12 protein-coding genes, 2 rRNA genes and 1 pseudogene (1 of these 15 running past the window's edge) are annotated in these 17,637 nt (G+C 70.1%); 11 read left to right on the top strand and 4 right to left on the bottom strand.

Annotated elements, in window-relative coordinates; all coding sequences use genetic code 11:
- The 4 genes and pseudogenes from OG462_RS11980 to OG462_RS11965 form a co-directional block, all read left to right on the top strand.
- A 23S ribosomal RNA gene (locus OG462_RS11980) occupies window positions 1-2,960 on the top strand (it extends 163 nt beyond the left edge of the window).
- A 106-nt stretch (window positions 2,961-3,066) separates the two neighbouring features.
- Window positions 3,067-3,183, top strand: a 5S ribosomal RNA gene (rrf, locus tag OG462_RS11975).
- 137 nt (window positions 3,184-3,320) lie between these two features.
- Window positions 3,321-4,295: pseudogene (locus OG462_RS11970) on the top strand (hypothetical protein); the annotation flags it as partial.
- Between the two features lie 492 nt (window positions 4,296-4,787).
- Entirely contained in the window at window positions 4,788-5,612 is an 825-nt protein-coding gene (locus tag OG462_RS11965; RefSeq protein ID WP_406066485.1) for a hypothetical protein, read from the top strand.
- 64 nt (window positions 5,613-5,676) lie between these two features.
- On the opposite strand, the gene OG462_RS11960 is transcribed toward OG462_RS11965, so the two are convergent.
- Window positions 5,677-6,969 (bottom strand): DUF1015 family protein, encoded by a 1,293-nt coding sequence (locus OG462_RS11960; protein WP_406057169.1) that lies wholly within the window; start codon window positions 6,967-6,969, stop codon window positions 5,677-5,679.
- Between the two features lie 79 nt (window positions 6,970-7,048).
- Between OG462_RS11960 and OG462_RS11955 the strand changes: the two genes are divergently transcribed.
- Complete coding sequence (locus tag OG462_RS11955; RefSeq protein WP_406057167.1) at window positions 7,049-8,161, top strand: HAD hydrolase-like protein; 1,113 nt, start codon at window positions 7,049-7,051, stop codon at window positions 8,159-8,161.
- A 53-nt stretch (window positions 8,162-8,214) separates the two neighbouring features.
- Window positions 8,215-9,063, top strand: a complete 849-nt coding sequence (locus OG462_RS11950) for an ABC transporter ATP-binding protein (RefSeq protein WP_406057165.1) — start codon at window positions 8,215-8,217, stop codon at window positions 9,061-9,063.
- 22 nt (window positions 9,064-9,085) lie between these two features.
- Here OG462_RS11950 and OG462_RS11945 read toward each other — a convergent pair whose 3' ends face one another.
- Window positions 9,086-9,433 (bottom strand): SCP2 sterol-binding domain-containing protein, encoded by a 348-nt coding sequence (locus OG462_RS11945; RefSeq protein WP_406057163.1) that lies wholly within the window; start codon window positions 9,431-9,433, stop codon window positions 9,086-9,088.
- 43 nt (window positions 9,434-9,476) lie between these two features.
- On the opposite strand from OG462_RS11945, the gene OG462_RS11940 reads away from it, so the two are divergent.
- The 4 genes from OG462_RS11940 (at window position 9,477) to recN (ending at window position 13,386) form a co-directional block, all read left to right on the top strand.
- Window positions 9,477-9,797: a hypothetical protein gene (locus OG462_RS11940; protein ID WP_406057161.1), complete on the top strand. Its 321-nt coding sequence runs from the start codon at window positions 9,477-9,479 to the stop codon at window positions 9,795-9,797.
- A 7-nt stretch (window positions 9,798-9,804) separates the two neighbouring features.
- Window positions 9,805-10,620, top strand: coding sequence for a TlyA family RNA methyltransferase (locus OG462_RS11935; RefSeq protein ID WP_406057159.1), 816 nt, complete (start codon window positions 9,805-9,807; stop codon window positions 10,618-10,620).
- Window positions 10,617-11,540 carry an NAD kinase gene (locus OG462_RS11930; protein ID WP_406057157.1) on the top strand — a complete coding sequence of 308 codons (924 nt, stop codon included), beginning with the start codon at window positions 10,617-10,619 and terminating at the stop codon, window positions 11,538-11,540. The genes OG462_RS11935 and OG462_RS11930 overlap by 4 nt, the downstream gene beginning before the upstream one ends.
- 94 nt (window positions 11,541-11,634) lie before the next feature.
- On the top strand, window positions 11,635-13,386 hold the full coding sequence (recN, locus tag OG462_RS11925; RefSeq protein WP_406057155.1) for a DNA repair protein RecN: 1,752 nt from the start codon (window positions 11,635-11,637) through the stop codon (window positions 13,384-13,386).
- A gap of 59 nt (window positions 13,387-13,445) precedes the next feature.
- Here the strand turns inward: recN and OG462_RS11920 are convergent, their stop codons facing one another.
- The gene (locus tag OG462_RS11920) at window positions 13,446-14,456 is read right to left on the bottom strand and encodes an HNH endonuclease (protein ID WP_406057153.1); all 1,011 of its coding nucleotides are present in this window, start codon (window positions 14,454-14,456) and stop codon (window positions 13,446-13,448) included.
- Window positions 14,457-14,739: 283 nt separating this feature from the next.
- Between OG462_RS11920 and OG462_RS11915 the strand changes: the two genes are divergently transcribed.
- Complete coding sequence (locus tag OG462_RS11915; protein WP_406057152.1) at window positions 14,740-15,828, top strand: glycosyltransferase family 4 protein; 1,089 nt, start codon at window positions 14,740-14,742, stop codon at window positions 15,826-15,828.
- A 105-nt stretch (window positions 15,829-15,933) separates the two neighbouring features.
- Here the strand turns inward: OG462_RS11915 and OG462_RS11910 are convergent, their stop codons facing one another.
- Entirely contained in the window at window positions 15,934-17,562 is a 1,629-nt protein-coding gene (locus OG462_RS11910; RefSeq protein ID WP_406057150.1) for a PucR family transcriptional regulator, read from the bottom strand.
- Between the last annotated feature and the right edge of the window lie 75 nt (window positions 17,563-17,637).

The following is a 17,637-nucleotide window of genomic DNA, read 5'->3' as shown; positions in this document are numbered from 1 at the left end:
CACATAGGGCATGTGGAGGGAACGAGGGGAAGTGAAACATCTCAGTACCCTCAGGAAGAGAAAACAACCGTGATTCCGGGAGTAGTGGCGAGCGAAACCGGATGAGGCCAAACCGTATGCGTGTGATACCCGGCAGGGGTTGCGCATGCGGGGTTGTGGGATCTCTCTTTCACAGTCTGCCGGCTGTGAGACGAGTCAGAAACCGTTGATGTAGGCGAAGGACATGCGAAAGGTCCGGCGTAGAGGGTAAGACCCCCGTAGCTGAAACATTAACGGCTCGTTTGAGAGACACCCAAGTAGCACGGGGCCCGAGAAATCCCGTGTGAATCTGGCGGGACCACCCGCTAAGCCTAAATATTCCCTGGTGACCGATAGCGGATAGTACCGTGAGGGAATGGTGAAAAGTACCGCGGGAGCGGAGTGAAATAGTACCTGAAACCGTGTGCCTACAAGCCGTGGGAGCGTCGCTCATTGAGTTTACTCAATGGGTCGTGACTGCGTGCCTTTTGAAGAATGAGCCTGCGAGTTTGCGGTGCGTTGCGAGGTTAACCCGTGTGGGGAAGCCGTAGCGAAAGCGAGTCCGAATAGGGCGATTCAGTAGCGCGCTCAAGACCCGAAGCGGAGTGATCTAGCCATGGGCAGGTTGAAGCGGAGGTAAGACTTCGTGGAGGACCGAACCCACCAGGGTTGAAAACCTGGGGGATGACCTGTGGTTAGGGGTGAAAGGCCAATCAAACTCCGTGATAGCTGGTTCTCCCCGAAATGCATTTAGGTGCAGCGTCGTGTGTTTCTTGCCGGAGGTAGAGCACTGGATAGGCGATGGGCCCTACCGGGTTACTGACCTTAGCCAAACTCCGAATGCCGGTAAGTGAGAGCACGGCAGTGAGACTGTGGGGGATAAGCTCCATGGTCGAGAGGGAAACAGCCCAGAGCATCGACTAAGGCCCCTAAGCGTACGCTAAGTGGGAAAGGATGTGGAGTCGCAGAGACAACCAGGAGGTTGGCTTAGAAGCAGCCACCCTTGAAAGAGTGCGTAATAGCTCACTGGTCAAGTGATTCCGCGCCGACAATGTAGCGGGGCTCAAGCGTACCGCCGAAGTCGTGTCATTGCAGCAATAGGGCCAACGCCCGCTGTGATGGGTAGGGGAGCGTCGTGTGCCGGGTGAAGCAGCCGCGGAAGCGAGTTGTGGACGGTTCACGAGTGAGAATGCAGGCATGAGTAGCGATACACACGTGAGAAACGTGTGCGCCGATTGACTAAGGGTTCCTGGGTCAAGCTGATCTGCCCAGGGTAAGTCGGGACCTAAGGCGAGGCCGACAGGCGTAGTCGATGGACAACCGGTTGATATTCCGGTACCCGCTTTGAAACGCCCAATATCGAGCCCATTAATGCTAAGGCCGTGAAGCCGTTCCGGACCCTTCGGGGAAAGGAAAGTGGTGGAGCCGCTGATCCAAGGTGGTAGTAGGTAAGCGATGGGGTGACGCAGGAAGGTAGTCCAACCCGGGCGGTGGTAGTCCCGGGGTAAGGGTGTAGGGCGTTGTCCAGGTAAATCCGGACAGCACATAGCCTGAGACCTGATGCCGAGCCGATTGTGGTGAAGTGGATGATCCTATGCTGTCGAGAAAAGCCTCTAGCGAGTTTCATGGCGGCCCGTACCCTAAACCGACTCAGGTGGTCAGGTAGAGAATACCGAGGCGTTCGGGTGAACTATGGTTAAGGAACTCGGCAAAATGCCCCCGTAACTTCGGGAGAAGGGGGGCCACGTCTGGTGATCGGATTTACTCCGTGAGCTGGGGGTGGCCGCAGAGACCAGCGAGAAGCGACTGTTTACTAAAAACACAGGTCCGTGCGAAGCCGTAAGGCGATGTATACGGACTGACGCCTGCCCGGTGCTGGAACGTTAAGGGGACCGGTTAGCTCTGTTTCGACAGGGCGAAGCTGAGAACTTAAGCGCCAGTAAACGGCGGTGGTAACTATAACCATCCTAAGGTAGCGAAATTCCTTGTCGGGTAAGTTCCGACCTGCACGAATGGCGTAACGACTTCTCGACTGTCTCAACCATAGGCCCGGTGAAATTGCACTACGAGTAAAGATGCTCGTTTCGCGCAGCAGGACGGAAAGACCCCGGGACCTTTACTACAGTTTGATATTGGTGTTCGGTTCGGCTTGTGTAGGATAGGTGGGAGACTTTGAAGCCGTGACGCCAGTCATGGTGGAGTCGCCGTTGAAATACCACTCTGGTCGTGCTGGATGTCTAACCTCGGTCCGTGATCCGGATCAGGGACAGTGTCTGATGGGTAGTTTAACTGGGGCGGTTGCCTCCCAAAGGGTAACGGAGGCGCCCAAAGGTTCCCTCAGCCTGGTTGGCAATCAGGTGTTGAGTGTAAGTGCACAAGGGAGCTTGACTGTGAGACCGACGGGTCGAGCAGGGACGAAAGTCGGGACTAGTGATCCGGCGGTGGCTTGTGGAAGCGCCGTCGCTCAACGGATAAAAGGTACCCCGGGGATAACAGGCTGATCTTCCCCAAGAGTCCATATCGACGGGATGGTTTGGCACCTCGATGTCGGCTCGTCGCATCCTGGGGCTGGAGTCGGTCCCAAGGGTTGGGCTGTTCGCCCATTAAAGCGGTACGCGAGCTGGGTTTAGAACGTCGTGAGACAGTTCGGTCCCTATCCGCTGCGCGCGTAGGAATATTGAGAAGGGCTGTCCCTAGTACGAGAGGACCGGGACGGACGAACCTCTGGTGTGCCAGTTGTCCTGCCAAGGGCATGGCTGGTTGGCTACGTTCGGGAGGGATAACCGCTGAAAGCATCTAAGCGGGAAGCCTGCTTCGAGATGAGTATTCCCACCTCCTTGAGAGGGTAAGGCTCCCAGTAGACGACTGGGTTGATAGGCCGGATGTGGAAGCCCAGTAATGGGTGGAGCTGACCGGTACTAATAGGCCGAGGGCTTGTCCTCAGTTGCTCGCGTCCACTGTGTTAGTTCTGAAGCAACGAACGGTTGCTGGTTTCTAGAGCTAGAACATAACTACAGAGTGTGCTTGTTCGCTCGAAACCGATAGGGTTTCGGTGGTCATAGCGTTAGGGAAACGCCCGGTTACATTCCGAACCCGGAAGCTAAGCCTTTCAGCGCCGATGGTACTGCAGGGGGGACCCTGTGGGAGAGTAGGACGCCGCCGAACAATTCTTCAGGACCCCTGGTCCCAGCGTTCACGCTGGGACCAGGGGTCCTTTTGTTTTTTGCTTGACTTTTCCGATGCGCGGCCGAGTGCCGGCTGCGCGAGAATGACTGCAGTACCCGAAGACAGGAGTCACGTCGATGTCCACCAACTCTCCCGACGACCGTCCGGAGCGCGAGCCGCGTCGCAGGGACGGTGCCGGCAGCGGCGACCGGGGCGGCTTCCGTGGCCCGCGCCGGGACGACAACCGTGGTGGCGACAGCCGTGGGGGTGGCTTCCGTCGCGATGACAACCGTGGCGGCGACAACCGCGGTGGTGGCGGTGGCTTCCGCCGTGACGACCGTGGTGGCGACAACCGCGGTGGTGACAACCGTGGTGGCGGTGGCTTCCGCCGTGACGATCGCGGTGGTGACAACCGTGGCGGCGACAACCGCGGTGGCGGTTTCCGTCGCGATGACCGTGGTGGGGACAACCGAGGCGGCGCCGGTGGCTTCCGTCGCGATGACAACCGTGGCGGCGACAATCGCGGTGGTGGCGGTGGCGGCTTCCGTCGCGACGACAACCGCGGTGGCGACAACCGCGGCGGTGGCGGCTTCCGCCGTGACGACCGGCCTTCCTTCCCGCGTGACGACCGCCGCGATGACAACCGTGGTGGCGGCTTCCGTCGCGATGACCGTGGTGGCGACAGCCGCGGTGGTGGCGGTGGCTTCCGTCGCGATGACCGTGGTGGCGACAATCGCGGTGGTGGCGGTGGCGGTTTCCGCCGTGACGATCGTGGTGGGGACAACCGCGGTGGGGACAACCGTGGTGGCGGCTTCCGTCGGGATGACCGGCGTGATGAGCGTCCGTCGTCGTTCCGTCGGGACGACCGGCCCTCGTACCCGCAGCGTGACGACCGTGGCGGTGACAACCGTGGTGGCGGCTTCCGCCGCGATGACAACCGTGGTGGCGACAACCGTGGTGGTGGCGGTGGCTTCCGCCGTGACGACCGTGGTGGCGACAACCGTGGTGGTGGCGGTGGCTTCCGTCGCGATGACAACCGTGGTGGCGACAATCGTGGCGGTGGCGGTGGCGGTTTCCGCCGTGACGACCGTGGTGGGGACAACCGCGGTGGGGACAACCGTGGTGGCGGCTTCCGTCGGGATGACCGGCGTGATGAGCGTCCGTCGTCGTTCCGTCGGGACGACCGGCCCTCGTACCCGCAGCGTGACGACCGTGGCGGCGACAACCGTGGTGGCGGCTTCCGTCGGGATGACCGGCGTGATGAGCGTCCGTCGTCGTTCCGTCGGGACGACCGGCCCTCGTACCCGCAGCGTGACGACCGTGGCGGCGACAACCGTGGTGGCGGCTTCCGCCGCGATGACCGGCGTGATGAGCGTCCGTCCTCGTTCCGTCGGGACGACAGCCGTGGCGGCGACAGCCGCGGTGGTGGCGGTGGTTTCCGCCGTGACGACCGTGGCGGCGACAGCCGTGGTGGCGGCTTCCGCCGTGACGACCGCGGGGGCGACAGCCGCGGTGGCTTCCGTGGGCGGGACGACCGGGGTGGCTACGGGCGTCGTGACGACCGTGGGGACCGCGAGCGGAGCGACCGCGCGCCCATCAAGCGTCTGCCGATCCCGCCGGAGGTCACCGGTGAGGAGATCGACCCGGATGTGCGCCAGGAGCTCATGAGCCTGCCCAAGGGGCTCGCCGAGGACGTCTCCCGCAACCTGGTCATGGTCGCCCAGCTGATCGACGAGGACCCGGAGAAGGCGTACGAGTACTCGCGCGTCGCTCTGCGGCTCGCCTCCCGTGTCGCCGCCGTGCGCGAGGCCGCCGGCTTCGCCGCGTACGCGACGCAGAAGTACTCCGAGGCGCTGGCCGAGTTCCGTGCCGCACGCCGGATGAGCGGTGGCGTCGAGCTGTGGCCTGTCATGGCCGACTGCGAGCGCGGTCTCGACCGTCCCGAGCGAGCCCTGGCGATGGCCGGTGAGCCCGAGGTGCAGAAGCTGGACAAGGCCGGTCAGGTCGAGATGCGGCTCGTGGCCGCCGGCGCCCGCCGGGACCTGGGTCAGCTCGACGCGGCCATCGTGACGCTGCAGAGCCCCGAGCTCGCTTCCAGCGCCGTTCACCCGTGGACCGCTCGCCTGCGGTACGCCTACGCCGACGCGCTGCTCGCCGCCGGCCGTGAGACCGAGGCGCGGGAGTGGTTCGCCAAGGCTCTGGAGGCCGACAAGGACGGCGCCACGGACGCCTCGGACCGGCTCGCCGAGATGGACGGTGTCGAGTTCGTCGACGCGTTCGACGAGGACGAGGCGGATGTCGAGTCGGACGACGACGTCGTCGTTGTCGATGTCGATCTCGATGTCGAGGGTGATGACATCGAGGACGAGGACGAGGACGACGACCTCGACGAGGACGACCGTGACGACAGCGTCGGCGACAAGAGCTGACGCGGTTGACATGTGAGAAGGGCGGCACCCCTCCGGGTGCCGCCCTTCTGCGTTTGGGGGCCTCTCAGTCCAGCGCCAGGCTTCTCAGGACCAGGCCCGTCGCCGGCTTCGGGCCGAAGGAGGTCGACTTGCGGGGCATCGTGACGCCCTGGCGGGCCAGGTCCCGGACGACGTCCTCGCGTACCGGGTGCATGAGGACCGCCGTACCGCCGCGGCGTTCCGCCTGGTCGACGGCGGCCTCCGTGTCGTGGATGTAGGCGATGTCCTCGGGGGCGTCCGGGATGTGCCAGACGTGCTCCAGGAGGGTGGCGTGCAGGACCGTCGCGTCCAGCGTGCGCCAGGCTTCCGGGCGGTCCGTGCGGATCGTACGGTCGAGGAGGGCGGGGTCCGGGCGGTCGACGAGGTGGAAGCTGCCGTCTCCTGCGAGGAGGAAGGCGTTGCCGTCGGCCGTGGCCTCGGCGAGGGCCTCCAGGGCCGTCGACAGGGGCCCCTCGATGCGGCGTACCCGGAAGGCGCCGTCGAGGGCCGCGAGGGCGTCGGCGACCGGGAGGCGGTTGAGGAGACGGTGGATCGCGCGGACCCGGAGCGGGTAGCGGGCGGTGTCGATGAGCAGGACCAGGCCGTAGTTCCAGGGGCCCGGCGCGGGGTGCTCCTCGCGGAGGCGGAGGTAGGTCGCCCAGCGGTGGTGGCCGTCGGCGATGAGGGCCTGGTGGCGGCCGAGCTCGGCGGAGACGGCGGCCTGCTCGGCCGGGTCGGTCACGGCCCACAGGCGGTGGTGGAAGCCGTCCTCCGTGGTGGTGGCGAGCAACGGGGGGCGCTGGACGGTGCGTTCGATGACCTCGCCCGCGCCGTCGCCGTCGCCGACGTACGTGAGGAGCAGCGGCTCCAGATTGGCCGCGGTGGTCCGCATCAGGGCGGCGCGGTCCTCGACCACGTGCGGCATGACGTCCTCGTGCGGGAGGACGACCCCCTCGGCGGGGGTGGAGAGCTCCAGGGCCCCGATGATGCCGCGCTGGAGGATGCCGTCGCCGTGCTGCTCGTACACGTAGAGCGCGGGCTCCGGGTCCGGGGCGAGGACGCCGTCCGCGAGCCAGCGGTCGAGGGTGACGGCGGCCTTGCGGTGGCGGGTGCCCGCGGTGATCGCCTGGGGGAGGATCAGCCGGACGATGTTGTGGGGATCGGCCGACTCCAGATGGAGAAGTCCGTCAGGTCGTACGACGACGTCGTAGGGGGGAGACGTCACTGCAGCCAGGCTGCCGACCCGCTCGGGGACGTAACGGAGTCCACGGAACGGCGTCAGGTGCAGCCCAGCTGCGTCGTCGCGGACGTCGGCGGCCGCGTGACCCGAGGTGTTCATCTCGTCATCGTATGTGGGCGGTGGGATGAGCGATGATCGGGGGAGAGGGGAACCCACCCGGTGAGGCGAGGAGTGTGCGGTGACGGTGCGGAACGGCCAGGGACAGCAGGGTGTCGGCAGGCAGCGGCCGAGTGGCAGCACGGTGCCGCTGAGCGAGGCGTACGACACGGCGCTCCTGGACCTGGACGGTGTGGTGTACGCGGGCGGGGAGGCCGTTCCGTACGCGGTGGAGGCGCTCGGGGTCGCCCGGGCCGGCGGGATGCACCTGGCGTACGTCACCAACAACGCGCTGCGGACGCCCGACGCGGTGGCGGAGCACCTTACCGAGCTTGGGGTGCCCGCCGAGGCCGGGGATGTCATCACCTCGGCGCAGGCGGTGGCCCGGCTGATCGCCGACGACGTGCCGGCCGGCTCCCGGGTGCTGGTCATCGGCGGCGAGGGGCTGCGGGTGGCGTTGCGCGAGCGGGGTCTGGTGCCGGTGGACTCGGCGGAGGACGCGCCGGTGGCCGTCGTGCAGGGGTACGGCGGGCCCGAGATGCCGTGGGGGCGGTTCGCGGAGGCGAGCTACGCGGTGGCGCGGGGGCTTCCCTGGTACGCGTCGAACACGGACCTGACGATTCCCGGGGCGCGGGGGATCGGGCCCGGGAACGGGGCCGCGGTGGAGGTCGTACGGATCGCCACGGGCGGCCGTGTGGAGCCGAAGGTCGCGGGGAAGCCGCTGCCGCCGATGCACCGGGAGACGGTGCTGAGGACGGGCGCGCGGCGGCCGCTGGTGGTCGGGGACCGGCTGGACACGGACATCGAGGGCGCGTTCAACGGCGGGGTGGACTCGCTGCTGGTCTTCACCGGGGTGACGGATGCGGCGCAGCTGCTGCGGGCGGTGCCGGAACACCGGCCGACCTATGTGGCGGCCGATCTGCGGGGGCTGCTCGTGGGGCAGCCGGAGGTGGTCGCGGAGGAGGACGGGAGCTTCGTGTGCGGGGGCGTGCGGGCTTCGGTGAGCGGGGGCTCACTGGTGCTTGAGGGGCTGGAGGGTTCGGAGGGTTCGGAGGGTTCCGAGGTGCCTTCGGGCGGTGCCGTGGATGTGATGGACGCCGTGCGGGCCCTGTGCGGGGCCGCCTGGTCGGCGGCCGACGCCGTGGGCGGTGGGGTGCCGGACGCGGGGAAGGTGCTGGCACGGCTCGGACTGTGAAATTGGGTAGGCTAACCTAACTTCATTTGGGTTGAGGGCACAGGAGTACGGGCATGGATGGTCGGCAGCAGCAGCGGCTGAGCGCGGAATCGGTCACCCTGGCGTACGAGCAGCGGGTCATCGCCCGCGATCTGTCCGTCGAGATCCCCGACAACTCCTTCACCGTCATCGTCGGACCGAACGCCTGCGGCAAGTCCACCCTGCTCCGCGCCCTCTCCCGGATGCTGAAGCCCAGCCAGGGGCGCGTCCTGCTCGACGGGCAGTCGATCCACGCCATGCCCGCCAAGAAGGTCGCCAAGACCCTCGGGCTGCTGCCCCAGACCTCCGTGGCGCCCGACGGCATCACCGTCGCCGACCTCGTCGCCCGTGGCCGCTACCCGCACCAGGGCCTGCTGCGCCAGTGGTCGCCGGAGGACGAGCGGATCACCCGGGAGTCGATGGAGGCGACCGGCGTCGCCGAGCTGGCCGAGCGGTACGTCGACGAGCTCTCCGGCGGTCAGCGCCAGCGCGTCTGGATCGCCATGGCGCTCGCCCAGCAGACCCCGCTGCTCCTGCTCGACGAGCCGACGACGTATCTCGACATCCAGCACCAGATCGACGTCCTCGATCTGTGCGCCGAGCTGCACGAGACCCAGGGCCGGACGCTCGTCGCCGTGCTGCACGACCTGAACCACGCGGCCCGGTACGCGACCCACCTCATCGCCGTCCGCGACGGCGAGGTCGTCGCCGAGGGGCCGCCGGCCGAGGTCGTCACCGCCGAGCTCGTCGAGCGTGTCTTCGGGCTGCGCTGCCAGGTCATCGACGACCCCGAGACGGGGACGCCACTGGTCGTACCGGCCGGGCGGAAGGCCCGCGTCCCCCGGCCCGCGGCCTCATCGCCGGAGCCCGCCCTCCGTAGGTGAGTCACCGCCCTCCGTAAGCGAGCTAGAGGAGCGAGCGGAGGCGGAGCAGGTCGCGGAAGCCCGCCTCCAGCCTGACCCGGCCGGAGGCCCAGGCCTTCGCGAAGTTCAGGTCGCCGCCCACCATCGACACCAGGTCGTCGCCGGTCATCGCCAGCCGGATCTGCGCCTTGGCCGGCGGCGGGCCCGTCACCGTGGACTCGACCTTGATCCCGCCGTCCGCGAGGCGCCCCGTGAACGTGGTGTCCAGGTCGGTGATGTGGCAGCTCAGGGTGCGGTCGAGCGCGGCAGCGCCGCGCACGTCGCTGTTCGCCCGCGCGAGGTTGTCCGAGAGTGTGTCGAGTGCGTCGCGGCACTCCGTGATCGTCGCCATCGCCGTCGACCGTACCCCAGGGGTTCGCGGTAGCGTCGGGAGCATGAACGACGTGCTGTCCGAGCCCGCGGACGCGAAGCCCGAACCCGAGCCTGTGGACGCGACGCCCGCATCGGAGCCTTCGGGCGTGGTGGCTCCGCCGGACGGCGCCCACGAGCCCGCCGCGGCCGCACCGCTCGGAGTCGATCGGGAGCTCACCGGGCACCCCGGTGTCGACGTCCACCTGACGCGTCTCGCCGAGGTGGACCACCTCCCGGCGGACGGACACCTGGAGGTGTACGAGGATGTACACCGTGGACTGCGCGCCGAGCTGACCTCGCTCGACGCGCACCCCGTCCTTCGTCCGTACGAAAACAGGAGCTGAACCGAACGTGGCAGGAGTGGCACGCCGCCGTCTCGACGCCGAGCTGGTCCGGCGCAAGCTCGCGCGCTCGCGCGAGCACGCCAGCCAGCTGATCGCCGCGGGCCGGGTGACCGTCGGCAAGACCGTCGCCACCAAGCCCGCCACCCAGGTCGAGACCGCCGCGGCCATCGTCGTCGTCCAGGACGACTCCGATCCCGACTACGTCTCGCGCGGCGGCCACAAGCTCGCCGGGGCCTTCGAGGCCTTCGTCCCGCTCGGGCTGAAGGTCGAGGGCAGGCGCGCCCTGGACGCCGGGGCCTCCACCGGAGGCTTCACCGACGTGCTGCTGCGGGCGGGCGCCGCCCATGTCGTCGCCGTCGACGTCGGCTACGGGCAGCTCGCCTGGTCGCTGCAGAGCGACGAGCGGGTCACCGTGAAGGACCGTACGAACGTACGCGAGTTGACGCTCGAAGCGATCGACGACGTCCCCGTCGACCTCGTCGTCGGCGACCTCTCGTTCATCCCGCTCGGCCTCGTGCTGCCCGCCCTGGTGGCCTGTACGGCGCCCGACGCCGACCTCGTCCTCATGGTGAAGCCGCAGTTCGAGGTGGGCAAGGAGCGGCTCGGCACGGGCGGAGTCGTCCGGAGCACCGAACTCCGCGCCGACGCCGTGAAGAACGTCGCCCGGCGGGCCGCCGAACTCGGTCTCGGTGTCCTGGGCGTCACCGCGAGCCCGCTGCCCGGCCCCTCCGGCAACGTCGAGTACTTTCTGTGGCTGCGGGCAGGCGCGCCCGCGCTGGATCCGGCGGATGTCGACCGCGCCGTGGCGGAAGGACCTCGTTGAGCTCAACGGCAGCAGCATCAGAGACCGCACCACGTACCGTCTTCCTGCTCGCACACACCGGCAGGCCGGCGGCCGTGCGCAGCGCCGAACTGGTCGTCCTCGGACTGCTGCGCTGCGGCATCGGCGTCCGTGTCCTGGAGGCCGAGGCCGCGGACCTGCCGCTGCCGCCCTCCGTCGAGAAGGTGCCGGAGGCCTGCTCCGACGCCCTCGACGGCTGTGAACTCCTCGTCGTCCTCGGCGGCGACGGCACCCTGCTGCGCGGCGCCGAGTTCTCCCGCGCCTCCGGCGTCCCGATGCTCGGCGTCAACCTCGGCCGGGTCGGCTTCCTCGCGGAGGCCGAGCGGGACGACCTCGACAAGGTCGTCGACCGGGTCGTGACGAAGGCGTACGAGGTCGAGGAGCGGATGACCCTCGACGTCGTCGTGTACGAGAACGGCGACGTCCTGCACCGGGACTGGGCGCTCAACGAGGCGGCCGTCCAGAAGGTGTCCCCGGAGCGGATGCTGGAGGTCGTCCTCGCGATCGACGGGCGCCCGGTGACCGGCTTCGGCTGCGACGGGGTGATCTGCGCGACACCGACCGGGTCCACCGCGTACGCCTTCTCGGCGGGCGGCCCGGTCGTCTGGCCCGAGGTCGAGGCGCTGCTCATGGTCCCGATCGGGGCCCACGCCCTGTTCGCCAAGCCGCTGATCACCACCCCCGAGTCGGTGCTCGCCGTCGAGGTCGAGCCGCACACCCCGCACGGGGTGCTGTGGTGCGACGGGCGGCGGACGGTGGAACTCCCGGCCGGGGCGCGGGTCGAGGTGCGGCGGGGTGCCGTGCCGGTCCGGCTCGCCCGGCTCCACCACGCCTCCTTCACCGACCGGCTCGTCGCGAAGTTCGCCCTGCCGGTGTCCGGGTGGCGGGGCGGGGCCCGCTGACGTACGTCCTCCGCCGGTCCGGTGCGCCCGAACGATCGGCGCGCCGGAGAGTTACGCCCGGGGGTGATGTCGCATCGCACCAGGGAAACCTCGTATGGTCTGGGGCGTGCTGGAGGAGATGCGGATACGGTCGCTCGGGGTCATCGACGACGCGGTGGTCGAGCTGTCGCCCGGCTTCACCGCGGTGACCGGTGAGACCGGTGCGGGCAAGACCATGGTGGTGACCAGCCTGGGCCTGTTGCTGGGTGGACGGGCCGACCCGGCCCTGGTGCGGATCGGCGCGGCCTCGGCCGTCGTCGAGGGGCGGATCAGCGTGCCCGCGGGCGCGCCCGCCGCCGTACGCGCCGAGGAGGCCGGGGCGGAGCTCGACGACGGTGTGCTGCTCGTCAGCCGCACCGTCTCGGCCGAGGGACGCTCGCGGGCCCACCTCGGCGGGCGCTCCGTGCCCGTCGGGCTGCTCGCCGAGCTCGCCGACGAACTCGTCGCCGTCCACGGCCAGACCGACCAGCAGGGCCTGCTCAAGCCCGCCCGGCAGCGCGGGGCGCTCGACCGGTACGCGGGCGAGGCCGTCTCCGTACCGCTCGCCGCCTACGCGGAGGCGTACCGGCGGCTGCGTGCCGTCACCGGCGAGCTGGACGAGATCACCACGCGGGCGCGGGAGCGGGCCCAGGAGGCCGATCTGCTGCGGTTCGGGCTCGGTGAGATCGAGGCCGTCGCCCCGCGCGCGGGGGAGGACACCGAACTCGCCGCCGAGGCGGAGCGGCTCGGGCACGCCGAGGCACTCGCCTCCGCCGCCGCGCTCGCGCACGCCGCGCTCGCGGGCGTTCCCGAGGACCCCGAGTCCGTCGACGCCACGACCCTGGTCGCGGGCGCCGGCCGGGCCCTGGAGGCCGTACGGTCGCACGACCCGGCGCTCGCCGCGCTCGCCGACCGGATGGGGGAGATCTCCATCCTGCTCGGCGACGTGGCCACCGAGCTCGCCGGATACGCCGACGACCTGGACGCCGACCCGCTGCGACTCGCCGCCGTCGAGGAGCGGCGGGCGGCTCTCACGCAGCTGACCCGGAAGTACGGGCGGGACGGTGAGGGCATGGACGCCGTCCTCGCCTGGTCCGAGGAGAGCGCGAACCGGCTCGGCGAGCTGGACGGCGACGACGACCGCATCGAGGAACTCACCGCCGAGCGCGACCGGCTGCGCGACGACCTGTCGGTGCTCGCGCAGCGGCTCACCGACGCCCGTACGGAGGCGGCGGACCGGTTCGCCGACGCCGTCACCGCCGAACTCGCCTCGCTCGCCATGCCCCACGCGCGCGTGTCCTTCGACATCCGGCAGACCGAGGACCCCGACGGCGTCGAGGTCGACGGCCGCCGGGTCGCCTACAGCCCGTCCGGGGCCGACGAGGTCGAACTGCTGCTCGCCCCGCACCCCGGCGCCCCGCCGCGGCCCATCGCCAAGGGCGCGTCCGGCGGTGAGCTGTCCCGGGTGATGCTCGCCGTGGAGGTCGTATTCGCGGGGACGGACCCGGTGCCGACGTACCTCTTCGACGAGGTCGACGCGGGTGTCGGCGGCAAGGCGGCCGTCGAGATCGGCCGTCGGCTCGCCAAGCTCGCCAAGACCGCGCAGGTCGTGGTCGTCACCCACCTCCCGCAGGTCGCGGCCTTCGCCGACCGTCAGCTGCTCGTCGAGAAGACCAACGACGGCTCCGTGACCCGGTCCGGTGTCACCGTCCTGGAGGGCGAGGAGCGCGTACGGGAGTTGTCCCGGATGCTCGCCGGCCAGGAGGACTCCGAGACGGCCAGGGCCCACGCGGAGGAGCTGCTCGCGACGGCTCGGGCGGACGGCTGACCCCGAGGGACAGGGAGCCGGAGGAGTCGGGGAGCCCGAGGAGTCAGTAGCCCGAGGCGTCAGGGAGTGGGCAGGCGTGCCGCCACTCCCTGACCCGGGCCCGCTTCGCCGGCGACCCGGCGGCGCGCCACGTCGTACGCCCACGCGTACGTCGAGACCTTCTTCTCCACCGCGAAATGGCGGCCGGTCGCGGAGTCGAGGACGGCGTGGAACTCCTCCATGAGCTCCTCCCAGGCCACGGAGCCGAAGTCGTCGTCGCCCCAGCCGTACAGGGACTTCAGTTCGCGCTTCACCGCCGAGAAGAAGGACTGCTCCTCCCGAGGGGGCGAGCCGATGCGCACGCCCCGCTCGCGCAGCCACTCCTGAAGCTCCTCCGGCGCGTCCCGCCACTTGTCCGGGCTGTCCCGCAGCTCGGCGTAGTCGACCCAGGCCCAGAAGCTCTCCGCGTCGGCCACGTCCGGGGCCTCGGCGTGATGGGTGGGGCACAGCAGGGCGAAGTTCCGCACGTCCAGCGAACCGCCGAGCTTGTCGGGGACCACATGCGCCCGCTCGACCTTCGTCCCCCAGCACACCAGGCACGCGGGCTCGTCCATTCCCAGGTATGCGGTGATGGCCTTGAGAGTCGGCTTGGACCTGCGGTCCGCGGGGTTCTTCTCGCGCGGTCGCAGGCCCAGCTTCGCGGCGTCGTAGCCGTACTCGCTGCCGTCGTCCGGATAGTCGATCGTGAGGACGTCCGGCAGATCGTCACGCTGCCGGCCGTTGTTGCGGACCCGGATCAGAGGGGTGCTGAGTTCCGTCAGGAACTGCAGCAGGAAGCCGACGCCGAACTCCTTCATCAGCTCCAGGGCGTCGGCGTCGTATCCCCCGAGCGAGTTCCGGTGACCCTGGATGTCCAGAAACAGCGTGCGGGGCGCCCCGGGCGACTGCTGCTGCGCCATGCGCACGCACTCGAAGATCCGTTGGGCGCAACGCTCGAAGTTCTCGTACACCTTCATGTCGTGGTAGATCGCCACGCCCTTGGGTGCCTTGGACATCCCCTTGCGTGCTTGTTGCCGCGGTCGCTTCGCCATGTTCCCTTCCCCGGTGGTCCGTTGCGTGCCCCTCGCCCGACAGCAGCCTTGCAGAGGGCACTGACAGCGCGGCCGGGCTCGCCGTGCTCGCGCTCGGGCGCCGTGGGGCCGGGGGAGCACGGTGGCGGCCCGGGGGAGCGCGAGGAATCCCCGCGCGCTCACCCGAGTGAGTGAACCCGGGGGGTGGGTCCCGGAGCCGTACGCCTTCCGTACAGGGGAACGACGCCACTTCGGTGCCGGAACGTGCGTACGGTCGGGGGCACGGGCTGGCATCCTTGGGCGCGTGACACAGCTCCGTACGGTCCAAGTGCTGGGCGGCGGCAGCGCGGGCAGCAGCGCTCACGTCCGATCACTTGCCTCGGGGCTGGTGGCGAGGGGCGTGCGGGTGACCGTGTGCGCCCCGGCCGAACTCGACCGCGTCTACGACTACCTGGGTGCCGGTGCGCACTTCGTGCCGCTGCCGCGCCTCGGCGACCCCGCGACGGTCGCCGCGCTCCGTAACGCCTGCATCGGCGCGGACGTGGTCCATGCGCACGGGCTGCAGGCGTCCGTCCGGGCCGCGCTCGCGCTGTCCGGTGCCGGGGGCGGGGATCGTGCCCCGCTCGTGACGACCTGGGACAGCCGGACCCATGTGCACGGGGCGCGGGGCGGGGTGCTGCGGCTCCTTGAGCGACAGACCGTGCGGGCCGCGACCGTTGTCCTCGCCACCTCCTCCGAGCTCGTCGACCGGGCCCGTCGCCGCGGGGCCCGGGACGCCCGGCTCGCGCCCGTCACCGTACCGCCCGCACGGGGGCCCGTATGCCTCCACGACGGCAAGGCCCGGGCCGAACTGGGCGCCGTCGACCGGCCGTTGCTGATGGCGGTCGGGGCGCTCGAGCGCGGGCGGGGGTACCGGACGCTGCTCGACGCGGCCCGGTCGTGGCGGGAGCTCGATCCGCAGCCGTTGCTCGTGATCGCGGGGGAGGGGCGCGAACGGGCCGCTCTCCAGCAGCGGATCGCGGCGGAGGGGCTGCCCGTACGGCTGATCGGGCGGCGCGAGGATGTCGCGGAGCTGCTGGCTGCGGCGGATGTGGCGGTGCTGCCGTCGCGGTGGGAGGCGCGGTCCCTGCTCGCCCAGGAGGCGCTGCGGCTCGGCGTGCCGCTCGTCGCCACGGCGGTGGGCGGAGTGCCGGAACTCGTGGGGGACGCGGCGGAGCTGGTGCCGTACGGGGATTCGGCGGCGCTCGCCGGGGCGGTGCGGGGGCTGCTCGAGGACGTGGAGCGGCGGATGGATCTGGCGGCGGCGGGGCGGGTGCAGGCGGGGTCCTGGCCTACGGAGGACGAGACGGTGGCGCACGTTCTGAGCGTGTATGACGAGTTGGTGGGGCGGTAGGTCGTCCACCGGTTGTGCCCACCCGTTCCGCGGGGCGGAACGGGTGGGCACAACCCCGCGCGGCGGTTGGGCGTGCGGGGCCGGGCCGACGGCCCGCAGCGGCACCTACGGCGTGTGGCGGCGGGCTCTCAGGGCGAGGGAGAGGGCCAGGACTGTCTGGGGGTCGTCCAGGTCCGTGCCCAGGAGCTCGGAGATGCGGGCCAGGCGGTTGTAGAGCGTCTGGCGGTTGAGGTGGAGTTCCCGGGCCGTCTCCGCCTTGCGGCCCGCGTGCGCCAGGTACGTCTCCAGAGTGGGCAGGAGAGGGGGGCGGGACGTGCGGTCGTGGTCCCGCAGGGGGCCGATCGCGCGGTCCACGAAGGCCGCGAGGACCGTGTCCCCGTGGAAGTGCAGCCGCCACAGCAGCAGGTCGATGTCGAGGCGCCGGGCGTCGTACCAGGGGAGGTCCGAGAGGCCCTGAGCGGCCGTCGCCGTCTCCGCCGCGTGCCGCAGCCCCGCCGAGGCCGCCGCCCAGCTGCCGGCGACGCCCACCACGACCACCGGCGGGTGCACTCCGGCGCGTTCGAGGCCCGCCCGTTCCACACCTGCGCGGAGGGCCGCCGCGACCCGGTCCGCGACCGCCGTACGCTCCGATTCCGAGCGCAGGCCCAGGAGGAGCGGCACCCGTCCCTCGACCGGGCGGACGCCCAGGAGGACCGGGACTCCGACGGAGGCGAGTTCTTCGAGGACCGCGCGGGCGAGCAGGGCCCAGTTCCCCGAGGGGGAGAGTTCCGAGGCCAGGCGCATCACCACCGGCAGGAGCGGGCCGTCGCCCGGCTTGAAGCCGAGGACCCGCGCCTGCGCCGGCGCGTCCTCGGCCGTGATGCGGCCCTCCGCCAGGTCCGTCAGGAAGTCGCCCCGGCCGCGCGCGGCCAGCTCCTCCTCCTGGCGCGCCTGCATGAGGACGACCGCGAGGAGCCCGGCCGCGCGCTCGGCCGCCATCCGGTGGACGGGAGAGAGGGCGCCGGAGACGGACAGGAGGACGAGCCGGGCCCGTACCGATGCCGTACCGGGGCCGCCGCCGGGCACGTCGACCAGGACCGTGCCGGTGGGCGGGCCCGATTCGCGGGCCGCCCGCTGGCCGCGCAGCCCGTCCCAGACCTGGAGCGGGTCGGCGGGCGCGGATTCGGTGCCCGCCGCGTACAGCAGCTGACCGTCGGGGGTCTCCAGGAAGACGGGGTTGGCCGCGAAGTCCGAGAGGATGCGCAGGACCTGAGGGATCCCGCCGCCGCCGAGCAGCGCCTCCGTGCACTGCCGGTGGACCTCCTCGGCCTGCCGCTGGAGCGCGTAGTGGCCGTTGACGATCTCGGTGTGGATCTCCTCCGTGACGGCCACGAAGGGGACCTCGCGGTGCAGCTGCACCAGGGGCAGACCGGCGGCCCGCGCGGTCTCCACTATCGTCGCCGGGAGGCGGGCGAAGCGCGGTCCCAGCTCCACCACGAGCGCCGCGATGCCCCGGTCGGCGAGTCGCCGTACGAAGGCCCGCTGCTCGGCCGGCCGGGTGCCGAGCCCGAGGCCCGTGGTCAGCAGCAGCTCACCGCCCTTGAGCAGCGACGCGATGTTCGGCACCTCGCCCGCGTGAACCCAGCGCACCGTGCGGTGCAGCCGGTCAGCGCCGGCGACGACCTCCGGGAGCCCGCTGCGCAGGCCCGGGAGTTCGAGCGCCCGCTGCACGGTGATCCCGCCCTGATTGTCCATGGGGCCGGACGCTACCCGCGTCCGTGTTCCGGCGACATCACCCCACGGTCACGGGACCGGACAGTTCGCACACAG

The sequence above is a fragment of the Streptomyces sp. NBC_01077 genome (assembly GCF_045162855.1).
GTDB lineage: Bacteria > Actinomycetota > Actinomycetes > Streptomycetales > Streptomycetaceae > Streptomyces.
Note: the sequence above shows the minus strand (reverse complement) of the source record. Positions and strands in the feature narration are given on the sequence as shown.

Coding starts and splice junctions, on each gene's coding strand:
- OG462_RS11950 (WP_406057165.1), top strand. CDS start 8,215: ATGGATGGTCGGCAGCAGCAGCGGCTGAGCGCGGAATCGGTCACCCTG.
- OG462_RS11910 (WP_406057150.1), bottom strand. CDS start 17,562: ATGGACAATCAGGGCGGGATCACCGTGCAGCGGGCGCTCGAACTCCCG.
- OG462_RS11920 (WP_406057153.1), bottom strand. CDS start 14,456: ATGGCGAAGCGACCGCGGCAACAAGCACGCAAGGGGATGTCCAAGGCA.
- OG462_RS11940 (WP_406057161.1), top strand. CDS start 9,477: ATGAACGACGTGCTGTCCGAGCCCGCGGACGCGAAGCCCGAACCCGAG.
- recN (WP_406057155.1), top strand. CDS start 11,635: ATGGTCTGGGGCGTGCTGGAGGAGATGCGGATACGGTCGCTCGGGGTC.
- OG462_RS11945 (WP_406057163.1), bottom strand. CDS start 9,433: ATGGCGACGATCACGGAGTGCCGCGACGCACTCGACACACTCTCGGAC.
- OG462_RS11960 (WP_406057169.1), bottom strand. CDS start 6,969: ATGAACACCTCGGGTCACGCGGCCGCCGACGTCCGCGACGACGCAGCT.